The organism is Planococcus koreensis (genome assembly GCF_004761975.1).
GTDB lineage: Bacteria > Bacillota > Bacilli > Bacillales_A > Planococcaceae > Planococcus > Planococcus koreensis.
The window spans coordinates 1-23,157 of sequence record NZ_RQII01000028.1 but is presented as its reverse complement, the minus strand read 5'-3'; the positions used below and the strand labels follow the sequence as shown (position 1 = coordinate 23,157).

The following is a 23,157-nucleotide window of genomic DNA, read 5'->3' as shown; positions in this document are numbered from 1 at the left end:
GATATGAGGTCATCCCTGTGGAACAACTCAGCTTATTGTCCATCTTAACCATCGGATTCCTGCTCGGCATCAAACACGCGCTCGAGCCGGACCACATCATCGGCGTATCGACGATCGCGAGCCAAAGCAAGAAATTGTGGAAGTCGTCGCTCGTCGGCGTGTTTTGGGGCATCGGCCACACCAGCACGCTATTCGTCGTCGGCATGCTGCTGATCGTCCTGAAAATCAGCATCTCTGACAAATGGGCAATGAGCCTCGAATTTCTCGTCGGCATCATGCTCGTCTATTTCGGCGTAACAGCGATGGCGTCGCACCGGAAAAACGGCCATCACGATACACAAGCAGCTGGCGCAGACGGCAAATTTTCCTATCGCAAGCCGCTGATCATGGGCTTTATCCATGGCCTTGCGGGGAGCGCGGCGATTATTTTGTTGACGCTCGGCACCGTTGACAGCGTTTGGCAGGGAGCGGCCTATATCCTGGTATTCGGCCTCGGCACCATCGTCTCCATGCTGTTTTTCAACACCGTTATCGGAATCCCGTTTGTCCTGAGCAAAAACAAGCGCAGCATCAACAAGCCGCTCATCCAGTTCGCGGGGCTGCTCAGTGCCGCGTTCGGGCTCTATTATATGTACAATCTGGGGGTCAATGAAGGGCTGTTCAGGCTGTGGATTTAAAACCTTGTCTTATTTAAAATCTTCCAGATGAAATGCCTGTTATGGCGGGCAGTTTATCTGGCAGTTGGCCGATCGTTTGCGCAGACTAGATCCGGCTTTGCTATTGCGCGCTGATCCCTCCGATGCCAGACAGGAAGAATGAGTTCCTGTTTGGCAGCAGAGGGATTTTTTTATGAAAACCGAGGCGAGTGTTAAACCGCAGATTGCGATATCGGCTCGCAAGCGAAGGGATATGGAAGGAGGACATTGAAGATGCGTTTGGCAATGATTCAAAACGGACAAGCAGAACAGGCGGCAATCATCAGCGGCGGCAAGGCTGCTGCGGTTGCTGCTGTCAATAAAACCTATAACGAAAACTGGCAGACGAATATTTTCGGGCTGATCGAATCCGGTGAGCTCGATGGGCTGACACGCTGGTTCAACGAAACTGGCAAAGCCGCCATCGAACGCGGCCAACTTCTGGTGGAAGATGCGGAAAGCTTGTCATATGGCCCGCTGTACAGGCGGCCGAGGAAGATTTGGGGCATTGGCCTTAACTACGTTGACCATGCGTCAGACTTGGGTGAAAAAGCGCCAAACACCGAACCGGCTAGCTTCATGAAACCGGATACGTCGATCATCGGCCCAGGAGATACCATCGAAATACCGCTGCAATCGGAACGGACAACGGCGGAAGCGGAACTTGGCGTCATCATCGGCAAAACGTGCCGCGATGTGGAAGAAGGAGACGTCATGCCGTATATAGCGGGCTACACAACAATCATCGACATGACAGCAGAAGACATCCTGCAGAAAAATCCGCGTTACCTGACGCGTGCCAAAAGCTTTGATACGTTTTTCAGCTTCGGCCCGCAATTCGTGACAAAAGACGAAATCGGCGATTTGCATGCGCTGGAAGTCGCAACGGTTATCAACGGAACGGTCCACCGCAAAAACACGATCGACCATATGACGTTCAGTCCGGAATTTCTGGTGTCGTTCCATTCCAAAGTGATGACGCTGCTTCCGGGCGACATCATTTCCACCGGTACGCCGGGAGCGGTCCCCATCCAGGACGGCGATCAAGTGGAATGCCGCATCGAGGGATTCGAGGCGCTCGCCAATCCGTGCGCCGATCTGAAAGCTTCAAAAACAGCTAATAGGAAAGAGGAGGAATTCTAGTGGATTTAGGATTAACAGGTAAATCGGTCATCGTCATGGCTGGCAGCAAAGGCTTAGGCAAAGCAACGGCATTGGAGTTTGCAAGAGAAGGCGCACACGTCGTAATCGGCAGCCGGAACGAAGAAGAATTACAGAAGACCGTTGCTGAAATCAAAGAACAAACCAATAATCCGAACGTTTCCTATCAAATCTGCGACGTCACCAACGTGGAAGACCTCAAAAACCTTGTGGCGTATGCGGCCCAAACAAACGGCGGCGTCGATGTGCTGATCAATAATGCAGGGGGCCCGCCAGCGGGCGGATTCGACCAGTTTACCGATGAGCAATGGCAGAAGGCGTACGAACTGAACCTGCTGAGCTATATCCGTGCGATCCGGGAAGTGCTGCCGTTCATGCGTGAGCAGGGAAGCGGCCACATCCTCAATTTCGCTTCTTCTTCCATCAAACAAAGCCTGGACAACCTGTTATTGTCGAATACATTCCGTGCAGGCATCGTCGGCTTGGCGAAAAGCTTGTCCCAGGAATTCAGCAAAGACAATATCCTCATTAACACGCTCGGCCCCGGCCGAATCGCCACGGACCGCTTGGCGGAGCTCGACCAGATGCGGGCTGACAAACTCGGACAGAACTTCGAAGAACTGAAAAGCGCAACCGAAAAAAGCATTCCGATCGGCCGCTACGGACGCCCTGACGAATTCGCCAAACAAGCGGTATTCCTGTGTTCCGGCGCAAACACTTACGTAACGGGACAGACGTTATTGGTTGATGGCGGGTTGGTTAAGGCACTATAAGCTTTACAAGGTGACGAATAGGTCTAAAGAGGCTTCCGTATTCCGCATAAAAGCGGGACGGCAGCCTTTTTTTTAGTAGAATGCTCTGTAGTTTGAAATTTTTATCCTATCTGATCAGGATTTTCAGTTCTTGAACAGAACATTCCCGAATTGGATAAAGCTTTTTACTATTCTGCTGGTTGTAAATGGAATAGTTATTTCCTTTGACCACAATGCGGAACTTCCAGTGGGGACCGATTGTTTTGGTAAACACAAATTTATCGTCTGGCATCATTTCTCTAACAAAGGGTTCGAGCTCGGTCACGAGGAGCTTATCAAAGAAGCGTACTAGAAGAAAACCTCTGTAAGGCTTTTCCTGATAGCGCTCCAAATTGGGTCTTCGTAAATCAAACCAATTATACTCGTTTTGAGCAGAAGGGGATAAAACAAACAAATTCCCTTTTGTAAAAATAATGCTTCTTGATAATTGACGGAGATCCAAATCATTTTCTAATACGTGTTTGTTTATCATTTGTGAATTTGCTTTAGCTGCCAAATCGTATTCCCCCTTAATAATATTGAGAAATGAAGAAAATGGAAAAATCTTCTTTTAAATATATTAACAGAAAATTCCATTGTGAGTATAAAAATATAAGAATCTTGTTCTTGATATAGAAGCATTCTCTCAATACGTGAATATACTAATAATAAACACTGTATAATAAAGGATAAGAAAAATAATGGCTCAGCCATATGCACAGGAGGAACCACCGCATGAACAAAAAAGAACTGATTCAAGTTATTTCACATAAAACCCAATTGTCCAAAGACCAATCCGCGAAAGCGTTGAACGAAATTTTGTCAGCGCTCACGACCGCGTTAGCAAAAGGCCAGGAAGTGAAGATCAACGATTTCGGCGCGTTCCAAGTCGCGTCAAAGGGCGAGCGCAAGGGCCGCAACCCGCAAACCGGCGAGGAAATCACCATCGCTTCATCCAGATCGCCTCAGTTCAAAGCGGCAAAAGTGCTGAAAGACATCGTCAACCAGCGCGATTTTATCGAGAACTTCGTGTCTGCCGGCAAGGTAACGGAACAGGAAGCAGAGATGTTACGATTTGTGGTGGCAGAAAGCCGCAACGCCAAAGAGGCGAGCGCCAATCCCGACGAACCGGCAATTATCGAAACACAGAAAATCGCCGATGCCGTAAGTTTGGACTTCCGAGAAGCGGAAATCATTGCAAACCGCTTGATCAGCAAACGGATTTTGAACACGGAAGTGTATACGAGCCAAATTGATAGTGTGTTTTTGAGAGGGAATTACCGGAAGTATTTATAGAATGTTGAAAAGCGAGGGATCAGCATGAAGAAAAACATCCATGTCGTTGGAGCGGTCATCACAGACGGAGAAAAAATCCTCTGCGCCCAGCGTGGTACTGAAAAAGCATTGCCGAAGCTATGGGAATTTCCAGGTGGCAAGATTGAAGAAAACGAATCGCCGCAAGAGGCCTTGCGGCGTGAGATAAAAGAAGAAATACATTGTGAAATCGAAATAGGTAAACAAGTAGAACACACTGTTTACGAATATGATTTTGGTATTGTCCATTTAACAACTTTCTACTGCAAATTACTCGAAGGTACGCCGGTATTAACGGAACACATGGCGATTGAATGGCTAAAACCAAACGAGTTGGAGCAAGTAGAATGGGCTCCGGCGGATATTCCAGCGATCGAAAAAATAGCGCGCACGTTTGTTGCGCAAAGGTAGGGACAGTATGAATGTATTGCAAAACTTGCAAGAATCATTATACAAAGGCTTTATCGATCAAACCTTGCAAAGTGGCGAGCGTTTCAAACCAACGCTGCTGGTCAATAATGCTACAGAAAATGTACTGAACACCTTACTTGAAGAACTGGATCACTGCGATTCTTTTTTATTCTCCGTGGCGTTCGTCACAGAAAGTGGCTTAGCCACATTGAAATCGCATTTTTACGACTTGAACCGTAAAGGCATTAAAGGACGCATTTTAACTTCTACCTTTTTAAATTTCAATCAACCGAAGGTCTTTAAAGAACTTTTGAAAATCTCGAACGTTGAAGTGCGTTTGGCCAATAAAAAAGGATTTCATTCAAAAGGATATATCTTCAACCACGACACCCATCATTCTTTAATTGTAGGCAGTTCAAACCTCACGGCGAATGCCCTTAAAGTGAATTATGAATGGAACGTTAAACTCACTTCTCTGGAAAATGGAGAAATAGTGAACCACTTTAACAACCAGTTTGAAGAAGTATGGGCAGACTCAATCCCGCTGACAGAAGAATGGATCCAGTATTACGAAAGTACATATGTACCAATTCCGACTAATCCAGTAACAAGTCTCGTAACCGAATTTCCTGGAATTTATAAACCGAACGCGATCGAAGAAGCGTTAAAAATCAAGCCAAATAAAATGCAGCAGGCTGCGCTTCAAGAAATCCAGTTTGTACGTGAAGCCGGAAACAACAAGGGCTTAGTCATTTCCGCCACAGGAACAGGGAAAACGTACTTGTCGGCATTTGATGTTCGCAGTTTTGCGCCTAAGCGGATGCTGTTTATCGTCCACCGCGAACAAATTTTGCAAAAAGCAAAATCGGATTTTCTTCAAATTCTGGGTGGGGCTGAAGAAGACTTTGGCATTCTTTCAGGATCGTCGCGGCAAACAAACGCGCGTTATTTGTTTGCAACCATTCAGACGATTTCTAAAGAAGAAACGCTGCGCCAGCTCGACCCTGAAACCTTCGATTATATTTTGATCGATGAAGTGCACAAAGCAGGAGCGAAATCGTACCAAAAAGTCATTGACCATTTTAATCCGAAGTTTTTGATGGGCATGACCGCGACTCCGGAACGCACAGACGATTTTAATATTTACGAACTGTTCGATTACAATGTCGCATACGAAATTCGCTTACAAGAAGCATTGGAAGAAGACATGCTGTGTCCGTTCCATTATTTCGGGGTAACAGACATCGAATACGAAGAAGGCGTGATCGATGAATCCACGCTGTTTTCCAAGCTAGTGACAAATGAACGGGTCGATCACATTCTACAAAAAATCAATTATTACGGGCAGTCCGGTAATAACGTACGTGGCTTGATGTTCTGCAGTCGAAAAGACGAAGCGGAAAAATTGTCTCTTGAGTTAAACACAAGAGGATTGCGTACGATTGCATTAACAGGGGATCATTCGCAAGAAGAGCGCGTGCGCAAAGTCGAACGATTGGAAAATGGTTTGCTCGACTATATCTTAACGGTCGATATCTTCAATGAAGGAATCGATATCCCGACCATTAACCAAGTGGTCATGCTGCGCCAAACACAATCGAGCATTATCTTTATCCAGCAGCTCGGCCGGGGTCTTCGCAAGCACGACTCGAAAGAATACGTCACAATTATCGATTTTATCGGGAATTACAAAAACAATTACCTGATCCCTGTCGCCTTGTCTGGCGATCGCTCTCAAAACAAAGACAATATTCGCCGTCACATGAAAGACACCAGTTACATCAAAGGTGTGTCTACGGTGAACTTTGAAGAAATCGCAAAGAATCGCGTTTTTAACGCGATCAAGCGAAGCAATTTAACCGATATGAAGATATTGAGAGATGCGTATATCGAATTAAAAAATCGCCTTGGGGAAGTGCCAAAACTCCAAGACTTCATTACGCATAATTCATTGGATCCGCTTGTCATTGTAGGGAAATACGTGAATTATTATCGGTTCTTGTTGAAATTAAAAGAAATCGAGCCGGTTTTATCAAGTTGTGAAGAACAAGTGATTACGATGTTGTCTCAAGAGATTTTAAACGGCAAGCGCAAGCATGAAGTTTTATTGCTCCAAATGCTGCTGAACGAAGAAACGGTATCGCAAGAAGAGTTTCTTCATCAATTAAACGCACAAGAATGTACGACCAAGGAAGAAACCCTCAAATCGGTCGAACGCATCTTTAACTTGTCGTTTTTTAATCAGTCAATGCAGAAAAAATACGGAAGCCAACCGATTGTCATACGAGAAGCTTCAGCCAACTGGACGTTTAACGCAACAATCACCGAGCGCTTAAAAATCAATCCAGTTTTTAAAGACATGCTCATCGATATCGTAAACAGTGCAGCAGCGCTTAACGAACAATATTCGTGTGAAAAGCCATTAACGCTGTACAAGAAGTACACACGAAAAGACGCGTGCCGGTTATTAAACTGGAACAGTGACGAAAGCTCAACCATCTACGGCTACAAAACAAAGCACGGCACATGCCCGATCTTCGTCACGTATCACAAGCATGATGAAGTCGAATCGAGTGTGGCCTATACCGAAGGCTTTATCAATCCCGAAGTCTTTAAATGGTCGACAAGAAGCAACCGGACTTTGGCGTCCGAAGAAGTGATCAAAATCATCCATGCAAAAGAACAAGGAATTGACTTGCATCTCTTTGTTAAAAAAGACGATGACGAAGGCGGCGACTTCTATTATTTAGGGGAAGTGGCACCAGATAAAACTATGATTGAGCAAAGCACGATGGAGGATAAGAATGGGAAAGAGATTCCTGTAGTGCATATGGGAATGGTTATGGAGAATGGTTTGGAGAGTAAGTTGTATCAGTATATTACGAGTGAGGAAATATAATGCCTTTATTGAGTCAGTGATTTAGAGGAGGATTTTTCTAATGCCTATCTACAACAAATTAGTACGCGATCAAATACCTGATGTAATCACCAAAACAGGTAAAGAATTTTCTACACGTATTTTGCCAGAAGATGAATATATAGTAGAACTGAAAAAGAAACTAAGCGAAGAACTTCAAGAATACAATGATGCAAAAACGGACGAAGAAGCGGTAGAAGAACTTGCGGACATCTTGGAACTGCTCCATGCTGCGGTGAAGATTCACGGTTCTTCTGTTGAAGAATTGGAAGAAGTGCGGAAATCTAAAGCTAAGAAACGCGGAGATTTTGAGCAACGAATTTTTTTGATCGAGGTTGAAGATTAAAAGTACATAAGAAACTTACAGAAGGAGGGGGATTATGGCTGAAGGTTGGAAATTAAACGAAGGCAGTGTAGCTTACGAGGTAGTTTCAGATGATCAATTATGGTCCGTCATAGTCAGAACTCTTTCTTCAAAATCTATAAAAACTACTACTTATAAGTTTGCTTTATTACGAGCAATATTAGAAAATTTATATAAAACAAATTTCCAAATGGATATTACATTTACCCAACTAGCTCAATCTTTTGCAAAGTTGTATTGGAATTTAGTTATTCGTAATGGATATACCCAAGGTCGTAACGCACAAATTGAAAAAGAGTTAAGAGAATTTCAAATAGCATTTAGAATTCCTGAAGGTATATCTTTTGACTCTGTAAATGAAATTCATCAGAAAAAGTTAGTTGAAAAAATCGAAAAGAATATAATTAATAGATACGTCGTAGGAGCTCTCTTCGAAGACACTAATAGAATCGTATATGGATTTTCAAAAAAAGAAAAGAAAATTACTTTATCACATTCTAGTTGGGAATTTTTACTTAAGCATCAAACTTCTATATTTAAACTAGTAAATTACGAATTAGCTAAATTTCTTCAAGATAAAAATCCTTATACGTCTACAGGCATTGTACTTGTGGAAATTGAAAACATCACAAAACGGGAATCTCTGCAACAGTATCAAAAAATGATTTTAACCTATTCGGAAAATAAATGTTTTTATACAGATAATATATTGCCTAACACAATTAGATCAATTGCTGTTGATCATTTTGTTCCGTGGAGTTTCGTACATAGTGATGAACTTTGGAATTTCGTTATTACTTCCCAATCAATAAACTCAAAAAAAGGAAGTAAACTTCCCTCAGAGAAATATTTGAAAAAACTAGATGAACGCAACCAGTATTTTATAGAAGTTGGAGACGTTCATGTTAAAAGTGAAATGGAAAAGTATGAATTTCAAAGGTTTAAAAAGCTATACCAATATGCGGAAATGAATGGATTTGAAAAAGGCTGGGCACCATAAATTAAAAAAAGAGAAAAACCTCAGCAAATGAACTGAACCCCAAATGGTGGACACTTTAAAAAAAGTGACCCCATTTGGGGTTTTTTCTATTTTCAGACCCCGGTATACTAAATTTAGCTAACTTGGACGGGAGAAGATTACATGAGTAAAATCATTTTCAGTGAACACCAACAACGAGTTTTGGAGACGAATCCGAATGTCGCTTCTGTATCCGATCGAGCGATTCAATACACGCCGGCATTCAAAATCCACGCGGTGAAAGAATATCAGACAGGCAAAAGTCCTGCCCAGATTTTTAGTGAAGGTGGGTTTGATTTAACCGTTATCGGATCCAAAAAAGCGACGTCTTCCTTGAATCGTTGGCAGGCGACGTTTAGAACTTATGGCGAAGAAGGCTTCTTCGAGGAGCGCCGTGGAAAAGGCAGTTCCGGCCGCCCTTCCACCAAAGATCTTTCGGCGGAGAAAAAGCTGGAGAAAGCGGAAGCGCGCATCAAATACCTGGAAGCGGAAAATGAGTTGCTAAAAAAGCTCGAGGCGCTCGAGAGGCAGGCGAAGAAACGCATCTGACACCAGCGGAAAAATTCGAAGCGATCAACGCGGTGGTCCGGAAATTCCAACTGAAGAATTTGGTGGAAACCCTTTGCCGCACAGCGGGTGTCAGCCGGAGTGGCTATTACACATGGTTGGAGAAAGTGGAGCAGCATGCCATTCGCGAAGAACAGGACTACCAGGATTACCTCTTGCTCAAAGGCATCTACGATGCGCATCGTGGAAGAATCGGGTATCGCACCTTTTATATGGTCCTCGCGGAACTATTGGAAACACCGATGAACCACAAGAAGATTCAGCGCCTCATGCGCAAATTCAATCTTTTCGCCAAAATACGGCGAGCGAATCCCTATAAGCAAATCGCCAAAGCCACACAGGAGCACGCGGTCTGTCCCAACCTTTTAAACCGTGAGTTTGAACAAGACGAACCCGGGAAGGTGTTCGTGACCGATATCACCTACCTGCCAAACCGTTCGGGGCAAATGGCGTATCTCTCCGCCGTGAAAGATGTCGCCACACGGGAAATCGTCGCCTATGAAGTCACGACGACGCTCACGATGGAAATTGTTTATCTCACATTAAAGAAACTGAAGGAAGCGTTGGATGGAAATGTCCACCCAGAAGCGATGATCCATTCCGATCAAGGCTTCCACTATACTCATCCCGAATACCAACAACGCGTGAAGGAAATGGGATTGAAGCAGTCGATGTCCCGCCGGGGCAACTGTCTCGACAACGCCCCCATTGAATCATTTTTTGGTCACTTTAAAGATGATGTCGATGTTAAACAGGCAACCAGCCTGGCCGAATTGAAGAAGCTGGTGGATGATTACATGGAGCATTACAACGGAACGCGCAAGCAATGGAATCTAAAAAAGATGACTCCGGCACAATACCGAAGTCATCTGATCGCAGCCTAGCTGCAGGGTACCTTTTTTATAAACTGTCCATTAAATGGGGCGCAGTTCAAAAAACAGAGGTTTTTCTCTTTTTGTTTTACAATTCTTTAAAAACATCCAACTCTTCTCTATAAATTTGAAAAGACAACGAAAATCTTATAGTAGAACGAATTTGTTCTAACGAAAGTCCAATAGCTTGGAGCACATGAGAAGGCTTACTCGAACTACAGGCAGAACCAGTCGATGCGGCAATCACAGGAGCTAGCTGTTTTAGCAACAATTCATTATTGATCCCTTTAAATTGGACATTTAATATGCCAGGGATTTTATTCGAAACGTCATTATTAAAAGCAATAACATCCGAAAACTTCTCCTTCAAAATCTTCGTTAAGTAATCTTCATTTTCTTCTAACCGCTTAATATTGTCTGTCATTCTCTCTCTAGCCAACTCAGCTGCTTTTCCAATTCCAATAATGCCAGGTACTGCTAGAGTTCCGCTTCGGAAATTGTTTTCTTGTCCTCCACCGTGATAAAGAGGAGTTAAAGGAGTAAGCATATCGTATTGATCTTTCTTAATGTAAACACAGCCAACGCCTTTAGGGCCATGGAATTTATGGGCAGAACAAGAAAGAAAGCTGATACCGGGAAAATCTTCTAAGTTAATGTCTACTTTGCCAATAACTTGAGTAGCATCAGTATGAAAAAATATATCTTGCTCTAAGCAATAGTCAGAGAGCTCTTTAATATTATTAAGCGACCCTAATTCGTTATTGCCCCAAATTACAGTTGCCAGGATCGTGGAATCTTTAAAAGACCTCTTAAAATCATCTAGACTAACTCTGCCGAACTGATCAACAGGAAGATAGGTTACTTCAAACCCTTTTGTCTCTAAATACCGGCAAGTCTCCAATACAGAAGGATGTTCAGTAGACGTTGTAATAATATGATTGCCTTTATCGGCATAGTAGTCAGCTGCGCCTTTGATAATCATATTATTGCCTTCAGTTGAACCACTGGTGAAAATGATTTCTTTTGAAGATACCCCCAGCAAATCAGCCACGTTTTTTCTGGCTTCTGCCACGGCATTTTTTGAATTCACGGCTTGTGGATAATATTTGCTTGAGGGATTGCCGAATTCTTCAAGTAAATACGGAAGCATAGCGTCATATACTTCTGGATCTACTTTTGTAGTGGCGCTATTGTCTAAGTACAGCATGCAGAATTACACCTCCATGGTTAAAAGCTTCAGAAGGAACTTTTCGTGGTTTCCAGCATACTGGTACTCATTGTCGAGTATGCTGATCCCTCTTTCTAAGTGTGCGTTAAATAAATTAGGGAAATATTCTTCGTCACTGATGTTTCTCATGGCATGCTGGCGAATTAGCGCTTTAAAAACGTAGTCGTTTTCCCCAGTCATGGCATTTCTGTGTATTTCCAAGCCGTTTTTGTCTTCAACTGGAGCCGGCATCGATGGATCGTTTAAAGAAAGCGACACAGCAAGTCTTGATAGCACGTTCCAAGTGAAACCTGTGGCGGCTTGCAGAGCCAGTATTTTTTCTTGGGCGTTAGCTGATGTTTTTAATCTGAAATTCATATTTTGACCTCACGATCTTTAAAGGGAAAATACTCGCTGTGTATTTTAGTGGCATTTTTTGTTACGTCAAAATCCAGCATATATTCTTTTGCGATATGTTCTTTTAAGATGTTGTAATGAGTTTCGTCTATTTCAGTATCCGTAGACAAAATGATAGCTTGTCTTCCGCTATTTGGAATAAATTCTTTTAAAACAGAAGCTTTATGTGTTTTATCCAATCTTCCAAGAAGAGTATCAAAGATAAACGGTACTTTTCTGCCAGAACATTTAAAAATAGACCAAATAATAGAGATTAATAGAATCTGCTTCTCACCAGCAGAAAGAGTAGCTTTCTCGAGGTATTCTTTATCATGATCGAGCAGTTTTACTTCGTATGTTTTTGGATCAATGATGATGGAAGAGACATAATTCTGCTTCCGCAAAATTCTCTTTAGCATGATCGAAGCTTCGAATTGCACTTGCTGCAATTTCTTTTGCAGCTGAATTTCTCTGAAGCGGCGGCTCAGTGCAATGATTTTTTGAGATTCTAAAAACGAGCTTGAAGTCTTTTCGCTGTCTTTCAACAGATGGCGGACTTTTTCCAATCCGATATTTACTTGATTAAGCTGAGAATTGAGATCGGCCAATAAAGTTTCTTCAGCTTTCATATCCTCTGTAATCGCCGCGATGCTGCCTTGAATTTTTTCCATCGACTGAATCATATCGGAGAACTCGTTGGTAGTATCGTTGATCTTTAATTTTTCTCTTAGAACTCGCAATGTTTGAAGTTTCTCGTTATTCTCTGCTATTTTTTCTATATAAACTGAGCGTAGACTTTTATCGGTTTTAATATAGATATTTTCTACAAGGCTGCTCTCCGAGAATGAAGCTCCATGTACTAAGGGGAGGTCTTTCTCGGGTCTAATAGAAGTTAAAAGACCTTCTTTTAAGATGTTTATTGAGGACTCTGAAGCTGGGTGGCCTAGAGAGTCTAATATTTGTTTCAGCTGCTGATTATTAAGTTTTGTATCTAATACTTCTGCAAAGTGGAGAGATTCCTCGCTTGATATTTGTTTTCTCACATCATCAAGTAAATCAAAAGTTAAATGGAAAGGCAGAGAGGAAGCAACAAAATCTCTTATGCTTTCAGTGTTTTGTTTTCTCTCATGCTCCAGAGTATTAATTTCTTTCAGGATTTCTTCTCTGACGGACTTGGCAAGGCCGCCGTTTTTTTCAAAATCATTTTTAAATTGTTTGTATTCATCATTTAAAGTTTCTTGCTGGGACTTTAATAATTGAACTTTATCGGAAGAAATGAATATCCGTTCTTTGAGTTCTTTTTCGCGAATGTTGAGATCGTATAATTCTCTTTCAGCACTTTCCATTTTTTTTAAGTCCACTGACTGATTGGAGTACGTTTCTAAGTCGGTTTCTAAAGTCTCGAATATATCGAGATTAAAAACAACTTTAGAAAGTTTTTTCAAGTAGCTGGAAAGCAGATCTTCATTTACAATTCTAGAAATTTCTTCTCCATCAAACAGGCAAAGATCAAGCAATTGAGGTGGCATGACTTCTTTTAGTTTGGACTGGAAGAATTCTCTTTCTTGGTCTGAAAGGTGGTGGCCGTTTGCCACCAGCTCATAATTTTCTTTTAAGCTATTATTTTTGAATCTCCAATGTCTATACAATAGGTAATCCGTTTTTTCATAACCATCAACTAAGGTGAAGTGCAATTTGATTCTAAAATTATTTTCACCAACTTTTTTTGCTGTGTTATTTAGAATGCTGCTGACTCTTTTAAAGTAGTCTGCGCTGTCATTTTTATAGCCGAATCCAAAGGAGCCGAACAAGCCTACTTTAATGGCATTAAGCAGGGTGGTTTTGCCTGCTCCATTTTCGCCGCCTATCAAAATAACATTGGCATTACTGGTAGTCCTAAGGTCAAAGGTGTTGTTACCTCTATAAGCGCCGATGTTTGTTAATTGAATTTCATTAAGTATCATTTTTTTCGCCTCAACTTCTGTAATCAGAGATGTAAGTAATCTTGTTTTAAAGTCTTCCCAATTTCGTCCATTAATCCACGGCGAACTTTATAACCCGCATAGTCCTTTTCAATTGAAACCAATTTCTTGATGGTATTCATATCAACTTTATATTGTTCAGCAAGAAGTTCTAGATCTGAGATCTGCTCTTTGTCGAATAGCGGGCGATCGTCCATTTCCCAATCTAACGAATATCCCATAATGTCTTGGAATAATTGAGGCAGCGGATCTTCCCAGTCGCCATGATCAAACCAGATTTTGCGAATTTCTTTTAATTCCTCTGTACGGATCAATTCAAAATGAGGATCATCAGGATGCTTTAAATTCTTCTGGACAGTAAGCAGTCTAGAGAGAATTTCTTTGCGCGCTTCTAATGTATAAGGTCCCAAACCTAATTGAGAGTATTTTTTTACCGTTTCCCCATCTAATGTTTCTTCTTCTGAAATGACTAGAATTTGTGGGATTTCGCCTTGGCTAAGATCAATATTGTTTTTTGTAAGATATTCATTCAGTTCGGATTTGTTTACTTGCTCAAACTGCTCGATTGGAACGAATTGTTTAGCACGATTGGATTTCTTTGGTATGAAAACAAATTGCTCACCGTCGCGTTCTTCAATTCTCACGTCGTTATAATAAATTTGGCCGTGTCTTCTATACTTCATTCTCATGGTGCGGACGTCTCGAATGTCAGCAAGCCAGTTTCTGAAGTCCAGTAATGGTTTCATCCAGTCATGTCCACTTTGAATAAATCCGTTTAGCGCTTTATCTTCATTGACTACTGTGCAAACCCAGCAGCCGAAACGGCTGTTGCCACAAGAGCCTGCGCTTTCTTTGGTGGATTTATCTATTACAAGCGGGCACTCGCCGCTATTGGAATCTTGGTAAAGCTGGTGCAAATCATGATTGTCATCGCCCCATGGAGAAGGGTAATTCAATAGATAATCCCAGACATCGTCTAATGTGAAGTGGCGGATAGGCGCATAGACAAAAGCATTGGATAAAGTTGAATGCTTCATGAATGTCTTTCCGTCAACCGTATGTGATCGAATAGAGTTTCCTCTCGTGGCACTTTCATCTTCTCGAACGCCTAATACCATCGTAACTTCTCCGAATGAAGAAACTTTGTCTTTAACAAACTGGTTAGCCGGATCAATTTTCAAGCGGTCCGTACACCATCTGAATTGCTGATTCGGAGAAGGATAGCCTTTGCCGATGATGCTGACCCAAAATGATTGAGACATGATTGGTTTAACTTTATGTGTTTCTATAGGCAATTTTCTAACAAGGGCCTCGTCTTGGATCCTTCTAAGTGTCTGATTGATTGAATTTATTATTAAAGGGGTTTCTACTAAGGTGTCAGAAGAAATGACATATACCTTTTTGTGCAGTTCGTCTTTAGGCAGCTCATCTAAAGCTTCAAATACAAGTTGGACGACGACTGTTGAGTCTTTTCCTCCGCTATAGCCGACAACCCAAGGGCGATCGTCTTCTTTATAAGCCTTTTTAATATATTCTTTTGCTTCATTTATAAAAGATTGTTCTTTATTTAAAAAACTGCTTATGATTCCGGTACTCATTTTGAGGCACCTCCATTGAAGAATTTGTTCTCTAATTGTGTCTCAGCTGATGTTAAAGGCAAATCAAGTAATTGCTTGATCCGATTTGAAGTCAGCAGGATCGTAGAGGAAGTTTTTTGGATTCGGCCGTTCTGATTAAATGATCGATCGAGCCAATCTTCTGTGTTGCTTCGGCTCCAATCGATTTCTGATAATTTCTTGATATACTCTTTCCAGTCATCTTCATGATAATTTTTCAAGTAGTTTCCGAGCATTCCAATTGCTTCAACAAATACACCATGGCCAAGAATGTAATTTGCTCTAAGGTCTCTTGGAGAAAGTTCTTTTTTAAGAACCATGTTCCATTCTACTATGGATTCACAAAGCAGCAGCCAAAATTCCTTTAAAAAAGTTTCCTCTTCAGGAGTAATTTCATCACCTTTAGTTTTTCCTAAAAGTTTTAAATTAGCATTAAATATATGATTAAGAGCTAAAATTTTAGGTGAATTTTTAGATAGAGATACTCGTTCTTTATCTGTATACCGACTTAGAAGTGGGATTGAAGTAATAATATCTTTAGTAATCATCGCTAAACGATCCCGATAATCATATAAAATACCAATTGATGAAGTCGTATTGACTGCGTGTCGATTTAAATCAGAAAATATCTGCTGGGAGTGCTTAAGACCGACATCGTGGAAAAACACGACAGAAATCGTTTCATTGCCTAATTCAGGAGAGATCTTTAAAGCTTCTTCTATAGCAGCTCTGCGATGCTGGCCATCGTTGATCAAAAATCTAGAATCTAAAGAAACTCTTAACTGTCCTAGATCTTGGGAAGCAGGGTTTTTATCGAATGGTAAAAATTCAATTTCCCCGTCAATTGAAGCAGTAATAGAAGAAAAGACATAATCTTTTTGGTTCTCTACTATATAATTTGTCATTTCAGGTATGCGGGATTTATTTAAAATTCGTTGAGCTCTGTGCTCTGGCGGAATTTCTTCTTCGTCAAAAAGAAAAATCTTAGGGATAATCCTCAAAGGGCACATAACAACATAATATTCTTTATTGGCTTGCATTCCTTTTAGGGCTGGAAAAGTATAACTAAAATTAGAATCCATAGACTTTTCTCCTTTTACGTACGTAATATATTCTTAGTATATGCTTCTTTTATTAGATCTTCAATTATTTTCTTTCAGAATACGAACATTTATTCTATACAAAGAAATAGAATAAACCTCCTAGTTATAAGCAGAATTATGTTAAAATTATACTAATGATATAAGACATCGGAGTGATTATTTTGCATAGTCAAAATCAAAATCAATTTTTATTCCAGTTCCTTAGTAATGCGTTGCCAAATGCAACCCAAGCTGCTTTGAAAATGGAGCAACTCATCTATACAGATTCAGCAAGTGCGATCGTAAAGGCGAGGCTTTTTGCAGAAGAAGTTTTAAAAGAAGTTTTTAAAATTGAAGAGATTGATACAACTTATATTTCTTCTCTTTATGACAAAGTTCTTTATATTTCTAACAACGGCTTAATTGTAAAAGAAATTCAACACTCTTTTGATACCATTCGTCGTTCGGGAAATAAAGCGGCCCATGATGGGACGTATGATGATATCACGGTAGCTTTTCAATTACATAAAGATATGTACAAAATTGCCGTATGGTTTTATGAAACTTACACGTCCGAACAAGAAGTGGTACCGACTTACACGCATCCGAAACCGGGCGTAGATCCCCGTTTAATAGAAATGGAAAATATGATGAAAACTATTTTAGAGAAGAGCTTATTGTCTCCAACCGGTTCATCCAACGAAACCAACAAAGGTATAAATACTGAAGAGGAAGTTCCAGTAGAAGAGGGAAATATTGAAACAAGGCATACAAAGAAAGTCGAAGTCGAAGAAAGTTTAGAAGAGGAAATAGAAGAGTACGTTTTGCCTGGCATTGAAGAAACTGTAATCGGAGTGGATGAAGATAGCTCTTTATTAAAAGAAATCTCCCGATTAAAAGATTCTGCAAAAGAGGCCATTGAAAATGCGAATGAGTTTAGCGGATTTAAAGAATATATGCATGTGGACAGAAAAATTCAAAAAGATCTAGAGAGCGCTCTCCAAAATCAAAGTCAGAAAAATGGAGCCAGCTTAATTCTCTTATGCGGAAGTGTTGGAGATGGGAAATCACATTTACTCGCGTATATGAACAAAAAATATCCGGAAATGATGAATGAATATTTTATTCATAATGATGCCACTGAAAGTTTTTCGCCGGAAAAAGATGCGTTGGAAACATTAGAAGAGCTTTTGAATCCATTCTCGGATGAAAATATCGATACAGCAAACCAAAAAGTAATACTAGCTATTAATTTGGGCGTACTGCACAACTTTATAAATTATGAACATCAATCTGCCAGCTTTAATAAGTTGAAAAAATTTGTGGAAAGCAGTAATCTTTTTTCGCAAAATATTGTTACAAACTATGAATTGGACCAGTTCAATCTCTTTAACTTTACAGATTACCATCCTTACGAGCTGACAGCAGAAGGACCGGTCTCAGAATTCTACCAATCTATTCTGCACAAGATTTGCAAGCAAGAAACGAACAACCCTTTTTATATGGCTTCTAAAAGAGATGAGCAAAATAATTATCGGACAATGCTTCATGAAAATTACGATTTTTTAAAAAATGAATTTGTTCAGAAGCAAGTTATTTCCTTAATCATCCAAACTATTGTTAAGAAGAAATTGGTGATTTCTACAAGAGCCTTTTTAAACTTTGTTGCAGATATCTTAATATGCGAAAATCTTGTTCAAATCAAAAAATTAACTGATTTCGAAAAACTTAAAAATGCTCTTCCGACTTTGTTATTCGATAACGCTGATCGTTCTCCAATTTTAAAGAGTCTCAGTTATTTTGATCCTATCCATACTAGAACATCAGTCACAGATCAATTAATTATTGAGTTAAATACTTTAAGCGATTGGAAAACTATTAATGATGAATATATAAAAAATGAAACATCAAGAAATTGGCTGAAAGACTTTGAGACAAATAGCGAGTTAGTACCTAAACTGTTTTCAGAGTACTTTGAAGGATTTATAAGAATTATATTTTTAACAAATTCCAATTTCTCGAAGGTCCTTCAAGATGAAGTATATGAAGCCTATATGCTTTCACTTTTTCATTTCAATACAGGCGATATAAAAAAGATTAAAGCGTTCTATGAGAATTTCAAAAATATTTTATATCAATGGAAAGGTGCGATTGAAAAAGGTTATATCCTCATGAGCCATCCGCTTGATAAATATAAAATAGGGCAAAAATTTACGGTAAAGCCAGTACTTTATCCATTTAAACAGCTAAATGGTTCTATTCTTTACACATTCAAGTCATCTATACCAGTAGGTTATAAAAAAGAGGACTTATCTAAAGAAGCATTATTGGATATTGACTATCCTCTTTATTCACTTCTGGAAAAAGTTTCCGATGGTTACAGACCTAATAAAGGTGATGAAGAAGATGCAATTAAATTTACGGAATTCCTTGAAAAAGTATTGAATTTTGGTGACAAAAATAAAGAGTTACTAGTTAATTTTTCGCATGAAAATAAATATTATAAAATTAAACGCGATGATTTCGGTTCAATAGTTTTTAGAAGGTGGTAGATAATATTGGGAATAATTGATTTAGAAGATTTGAAGGAACGGATTTTTACAAAAAAAAATCACGATATAGGACGGGTGGTTGATGTATTACCATTTCAGTCTACGAAACGAACAACTAACTTAAACACTGAATTTCATAAAATAAGTGGTGACTACGTCAGACATATTACTGAGATTAGAGTGGACGAAATGGCCATATCAAGCGACATACGAGAAAATAAATCGAACATTAATATTCTTAGTGAATATATAGCATCTGAGATTGACTTTGAAGACGATGAAGCGAGACATGACTTCGGAAAATTTATAGATGAATATTTATTTAATCAAAAACGTTTGAATACAATTCATCCTTATCTATTTAATTTTGTTGCAACTGAAGAAAAAATATCAACAGAGGCTGGAAAGTACGCTCGGTTTTTACAAGACGTTCTATTGCAAAAAGATCAAGAAATAAAAAATTTCTTTATTAATAAAGAAACTGATGATATTTTGACGGAATTAATTATTACTAATTTGGATATATTAATGCAGAAAAAGACAGATTATAGTTTTCCAAAAGAAAGATATCAGCCTTTCTTACCTTCCATTTCTCAACTTTACAAAGAAGATTTAAGATTCTTAAGTAAACATAAAGAATATTTTATTCAAACCTTCCCACAACTGACTCATTACTATACTTTTTTATATGCGTGTCAATTATTGTGGAACTTTGAGCAATTTGAAGATGGAGATATGGATAGAATACAGCCTTTTTATTATGCATTTGAATGGGAGTCTATTACTAAAAGAAGAAAAGTAGCAGATCCGCTGAGAGGATATAAATTTATTCAAGGAAGAGCCAAAAATTTATTTCCTCATATTCATACTCTTTCGCAATTGAGTCATAACAAGTGGAATGATAATTATTTTGAAGAAGAACCTTTGCCTGTTATGTCTTACCACAAACTATATAAGAAAGCGACAGAGAAGGGAGAAGATTATTCTTTAGAATTATTGAACGATATGAATGATTTAATAGCTGAATATACTAAATGGAGGGGAATTAGAACGCCAGAAAAAGCAGGAACTTTAGAAAAAGCATTTAAAGCTTACTTTGAATGTGTGAAGGAAGGAACCAGTTCTGAAGTCGCAAGTAAATATGGTAAGAGTATTGAAGATTTAGCGGCTTCAGTATTTTTAAAAAGTAGAGGAGGCATTGGCTATGTTTTAAACTTAAAACATGACTTCACATTATTGCTAGTGGCGGTTTCTGTGAAGGAAGAAAGAATCCCGTTGAATCAGTTATATAAAGAACTGGAAAAGCGGGGCATTGCTTTGGATTATTACTCTCGGCAGGAACTTGTAAAACTTTTAGATTCACATAATATTCTCGACAAAAAAAGTGATAGTGGTGATTCGCAGTATGTCAAACCTATTTTATGAATATATAACTTCTATTCTTATAAAACATTTCGAAAATATAGAATTGAATGCAGGAGACAGGTTTTTCCTGCGATTAGATCAGGCTATTGATGTAGAAAATCTAGTACAAGTTATGAAGGAGCACGATGGAGTTGAGGAATTTTTTTATCAGCATCATTTAGGAGAGGTTTACCAAACTTTTGCACTTCCGTTTGGACAAATTAAACTAGTGATCGCAAATACATCAAAGGATGTTAAACCAGATTTTCTTGTTACACTTAGAAATTTAGTGGGGGAACAAAAAAAGAATTTAAATATACTGTTCTTCTCAGTATTGTTTCTGAGCAACTAGATTCTATTCAAGGAGGCAGCAGTGATCTTCAAAAAGAGAGTATGCCTCTTCACCCTAACTCTATTTTCCAAGATTTAAAAAACAAAATAGAAAAAAGTGAATTAGATAAAACAGAAAAAATTGTACTCATCGACAATTTAAATAAATTGTTAAGAGAACAAGAAGTGCAAAGAATCACTTTTTTTGAATTTGAAGATATTTTTACTACTCTTCGAAAAGGAAAAATTGAAGACGAAGATTATGCTAAATTCGGGTTGTTTAAAGATTCAAATTTGAAAACATTCAATGGAAAAGAACAACAAAAAAGATTAGATTTAAATCGAGATTTTTTGAATTTGTTAAACAAACGCATGATTTTAATTATGAAGAAGATATTCTGCAAAAAAAGTTTTCTCCATATGGAGCTAAACAATTAAAAAATGAAGGATGGGAGGAAATCCCTTTTTCCACTGTGAATAAATTTCATGAGGAATATGTATCTCTTTTAAAAGATATCAAAGTAGTTTATAAAAAATTTGATATACAAGAAGATGTAGAGATATGGGATCGATCTATAACAGAAACTGCATCGGGAAAGAGAAAGAGAAATATAATAATTTTTAATCCTAAGGCCATATCTGATATGGAATTTAGGATTGATTTTGAATTGCAGGGAAGAATCAAAAAAATGGATGTATCTCATCTTACATATGATATAAAAGATGAGAACAAGTTAAGTGTAAATGTTGGAAAGAATTATATTTCTGGAGTAATAACAAATTCTTCAACTCAACCGCTCTTTTTAAAATTAAAATATCAACATGGAAAGAAAACCGCTCTTGGGGCTGAATTTAATATTTTGGTCGTTCCTTTCCAAGCTCATTATCTTAAAGATATTAAGTCATCTTATGCAATCGAGCCCAAAAAAGGATTCATCGCGTTAAACTATGAAGATGGTAAATTGAGCTTTGGTAATGGACCTTCTGAAAAGTTTATAAGTATTGTAAAAAATGATGAAGTCATCCAATTTACAAGTGAAGAAACTATAGTCTTAAGTCCTCAATCTCAAGCATTTAATGATGATGAAAAACTTTTTTTCACTTTGATCTTTGAACACGTTCCACTAAAGATAATGTTGGAAAGCTCACTTCAGTCTTCAGTGCCAATTGTGGGCGCTAAACTATGGGAGCAGATTAGAGAAAAAAGAGAAGACGTAAAATGGTTTAAAGAAAATAATAAATTAGAGCTAGGAAATCGCCAGTATTATATACATCCCGAATACAGGGAATTTATCTATTGGGAAGAACAGTGGATTAAAGATGGTTACCGACACGGGAAGATTCTTGGAGAAGAACTTATACAAGAAGAAATATCATTAAGTGAAAATTTAAATGAGGCATACAGCCGTTACTTGAACGTTTTTAAAATAAAAAACACTATATCTAGCTTCTCAACTATTACTGAGGCTGTTGAAAAAAGGGCTAAAGAATATATAAATGTTTATAATGAGGAAATAGCAAATTTCGCAGAGGGAATGCCAGCCGGGAAAAAGGGTATAGATTTATTTAAACTTGGAACTCTTTCATCTAAAGATATGATTTATTTTACTCCCTTCCATCCGTTGATGGTGGCTTATAAGCTTAAAATGTTTGAGTTGCTTAAACAAGAAGAAGTAGATAGCAGTATCTCGCAAAGATTAAGTGCTGAAGCTTTAATTCCTTATATTTCTGATATAAGCAGTAATGAGTTATATAAATCTGATTACCAGCTGTCAGCAGCCGAATGGATTATGTTTAAATCGGTTAAGAAAGTGACTGTATCGGATGCAAGTCAATATTTAGCAAAACTAGTAACTGATAAATTGGTACAGTTCAGAGAGCATTTTGCTTATTTATTCATTGATAAATCAAATGCACCTCTCAAAATTAACGTAATTAATATTGAGAATGATAAAGAAGTTCTTAAAGGCATATTACAATGGATGCTTAAAGAAATTATAAGCAAGAAGATTAATATAAAGCCATTGGAAGTAAATTTATATAAAACAAGCAGTGAGGATTCAGCTTTCGATGAATTTGTATTTCTTTCCTCAGCTAAAGATTTTGAAGAGAAATACGGAATTAATTTGAGCAAGGTAGAAGGCCTTGAGTCCGAAGATGTATTACGGTTAATAAGAGAGAATTTATTGTTTTATAAAACAGAGAACTTGGCAAAAATGAAATATGCACATATTTCATTTTATAAAATGCATGCTCAACAAGAGTTTGCGATTCAATCTGTTAAAAAGATGAATACGGGAATCTCAATGGAAGGTTTGTATACAAGTATACCTTCTATGAAAGATGAAGAATGGTATAAAAGTGGTTTTGGTATAAAAGGATATCAAGTAGAAGAAGACAATCTGCTTGTTTCAACGGCTTTTTATTTAAATGAGCTCGCTTCTAATTTGGGGAATAATGGTAGTAATAGTTACAAAA

At 38.7% G+C, this 23,157-nt stretch carries 19 protein-coding genes and 1 pseudogene; 14 read left to right on the top strand and 6 right to left on the bottom strand.

The features are described from left to right. The first annotated feature begins 17 nt into the window (after nucleotides 1–17). The 3 genes from EGV91_RS06815 (at nucleotide 18) to EGV91_RS06805 (ending at nucleotide 2,629) form a co-directional block, all read left to right on the top strand. The gene (locus EGV91_RS06815) at nucleotides 18–677 is read left to right on the top strand and encodes a HoxN/HupN/NixA family nickel/cobalt transporter (protein WP_135501989.1); all 660 of its coding nucleotides are present in this window, start codon (nucleotides 18–20) and stop codon (nucleotides 675–677) included. Between the two features lie 252 nt (nucleotides 678–929). Further along, nucleotides 930–1,838: a fumarylacetoacetate hydrolase family protein gene (locus tag EGV91_RS06810; RefSeq protein ID WP_135501987.1), complete on the top strand. Its 909-nt coding sequence runs from the start codon at nucleotides 930–932 to the stop codon at nucleotides 1,836–1,838. Continuing rightward, a complete protein-coding gene (locus tag EGV91_RS06805; RefSeq protein ID WP_135501986.1) occupies nucleotides 1,838–2,629 on the top strand; it encodes an SDR family oxidoreductase in 792 nt (263 codons plus the stop codon). The genes EGV91_RS06810 and EGV91_RS06805 overlap by 1 nt, the downstream gene beginning before the upstream one ends. A 106-nt stretch (nucleotides 2,630–2,735) precedes the next feature. Here the strand turns inward: EGV91_RS06805 and EGV91_RS06800 are convergent, their stop codons facing one another. After that, nucleotides 2,736–3,164 (bottom strand): hypothetical protein, encoded by a 429-nt coding sequence (locus EGV91_RS06800; RefSeq protein WP_135501983.1) that lies wholly within the window; start codon nucleotides 3,162–3,164, stop codon nucleotides 2,736–2,738. 218 nt (nucleotides 3,165–3,382) lie between these two features. Between EGV91_RS06800 and EGV91_RS06795 the strand changes: the two genes are divergently transcribed. The 6 genes from EGV91_RS06795 to EGV91_RS06770 all read left to right on the top strand — a co-directional run bounded on the left by EGV91_RS06795 (nucleotide 3,383) and on the right by EGV91_RS06770 (nucleotide 10,122). Further along, on the top strand, nucleotides 3,383–3,943 hold the full coding sequence (locus EGV91_RS06795) for an HU family DNA-binding protein (protein ID WP_135501982.1): 561 nt from the start codon (nucleotides 3,383–3,385) through the stop codon (nucleotides 3,941–3,943). A gap of 24 nt (nucleotides 3,944–3,967) precedes the next feature. Continuing rightward, complete coding sequence (locus tag EGV91_RS06790) at nucleotides 3,968–4,372, top strand: (deoxy)nucleoside triphosphate pyrophosphohydrolase (RefSeq protein WP_135501980.1); 405 nt, start codon at nucleotides 3,968–3,970, stop codon at nucleotides 4,370–4,372. A gap of 7 nt (nucleotides 4,373–4,379) precedes the next feature. After that, nucleotides 4,380–7,271, top strand: coding sequence for a DEAD/DEAH box helicase (locus tag EGV91_RS06785; protein ID WP_135501978.1), 2,892 nt, complete (start codon nucleotides 4,380–4,382; stop codon nucleotides 7,269–7,271). Between the two features lie 40 nt (nucleotides 7,272–7,311). After that, nucleotides 7,312–7,635, top strand: a complete 324-nt coding sequence (locus EGV91_RS06780) for a nucleoside triphosphate pyrophosphohydrolase (RefSeq protein WP_135501976.1) — start codon at nucleotides 7,312–7,314, stop codon at nucleotides 7,633–7,635. 34 nt (nucleotides 7,636–7,669) lie between these two features. After that, a complete protein-coding gene (locus EGV91_RS06775; protein WP_135501975.1) occupies nucleotides 7,670–8,653 on the top strand; it encodes an HNH endonuclease domain-containing protein in 984 nt (327 codons plus the stop codon). Nucleotides 8,654–8,794: 141 nt separating this feature from the next. Then, a protein-coding gene (locus EGV91_RS06770) for an IS3 family transposase (RefSeq protein ID WP_135501973.1) occupies nucleotides 8,795–10,122 on the top strand; the annotation gives its coding sequence in 2 pieces (ribosomal slippage) (nucleotides 8,795–9,173 and nucleotides 9,173–10,122; 1,329 coding nt in all). Between the two features lie 76 nt (nucleotides 10,123–10,198). On the opposite strand, the gene EGV91_RS06765 is transcribed toward EGV91_RS06770, so the two are convergent. From EGV91_RS06765 to dndB, 5 genes are read right to left on the bottom strand one after another with little or no spacing between them, the layout of a single operon-like run. Continuing rightward, nucleotides 10,199–11,317 (bottom strand): cysteine desulfurase family protein, encoded by a 1,119-nt coding sequence (locus EGV91_RS06765; RefSeq protein WP_135501971.1) that lies wholly within the window; start codon nucleotides 11,315–11,317, stop codon nucleotides 10,199–10,201. 6 nt (nucleotides 11,318–11,323) lie between these two features. Continuing rightward, nucleotides 11,324–11,695 carry a DNA sulfur modification protein DndE gene (dndE, locus tag EGV91_RS06760; protein WP_135501969.1) on the bottom strand — a complete coding sequence of 124 codons (372 nt, stop codon included), beginning with the start codon at nucleotides 11,693–11,695 and terminating at the stop codon, nucleotides 11,324–11,326. Further along, the gene (gene dndD / locus EGV91_RS06755; protein WP_135501966.1) at nucleotides 11,692–13,677 is read right to left on the bottom strand and encodes a DNA sulfur modification protein DndD; all 1,986 of its coding nucleotides are present in this window, start codon (nucleotides 13,675–13,677) and stop codon (nucleotides 11,692–11,694) included. Before dndD ends, dndE begins: the two co-directional genes overlap by 4 nt. A gap of 23 nt (nucleotides 13,678–13,700) precedes the next feature. Next, on the bottom strand, nucleotides 13,701–15,293 hold the full coding sequence (gene dndC / locus EGV91_RS06750; protein ID WP_135501964.1) for a DNA phosphorothioation system sulfurtransferase DndC: 1,593 nt from the start codon (nucleotides 15,291–15,293) through the stop codon (nucleotides 13,701–13,703). Further along, nucleotides 15,290–16,393 (bottom strand): DNA sulfur modification protein DndB, encoded by a 1,104-nt coding sequence (dndB, locus tag EGV91_RS06745; protein ID WP_135501962.1) that lies wholly within the window; start codon nucleotides 16,391–16,393, stop codon nucleotides 15,290–15,292. The genes dndC and dndB overlap by 4 nt, the downstream gene beginning before the upstream one ends. 182 nt (nucleotides 16,394–16,575) lie before the next feature. Here dndB and dptF point away from each other — a divergent pair, with 182 nt between their 5' ends. The 5 genes and pseudogenes from dptF to EGV91_RS06720 all read left to right on the top strand — a co-directional run. Continuing rightward, nucleotides 16,576–18,945 (top strand): DNA phosphorothioation-dependent restriction protein DptF, encoded by a 2,370-nt coding sequence (gene dptF / locus EGV91_RS06740; RefSeq protein WP_135501960.1) that lies wholly within the window; start codon nucleotides 16,576–16,578, stop codon nucleotides 18,943–18,945. Nucleotides 18,946–18,951: 6 nt separating this feature from the next. Further along, nucleotides 18,952–20,370: a DNA phosphorothioation-dependent restriction protein DptG gene (gene dptG, locus EGV91_RS06735; RefSeq protein ID WP_135501958.1), complete on the top strand. Its 1,419-nt coding sequence runs from the start codon at nucleotides 18,952–18,954 to the stop codon at nucleotides 20,368–20,370. Beyond that, nucleotides 20,351–20,701, top strand: a complete 351-nt coding sequence (locus EGV91_RS06730) for a hypothetical protein (protein WP_135501956.1) — start codon at nucleotides 20,351–20,353, stop codon at nucleotides 20,699–20,701. The genes dptG and EGV91_RS06730 overlap by 20 nt, the downstream gene beginning before the upstream one ends. 41 nt (nucleotides 20,702–20,742) lie before the next feature. Further along, nucleotides 20,743–21,117 (top strand): hypothetical protein, encoded by a 375-nt coding sequence (locus tag EGV91_RS06725; RefSeq protein ID WP_135501954.1) that lies wholly within the window; start codon nucleotides 20,743–20,745, stop codon nucleotides 21,115–21,117. A gap of 35 nt (nucleotides 21,118–21,152) precedes the next feature. Beyond that, nucleotides 21,153–23,157 (top strand): annotated as a pseudogene (locus EGV91_RS06720) (DNA phosphorothioation-dependent restriction protein DptH); the annotation flags it as partial.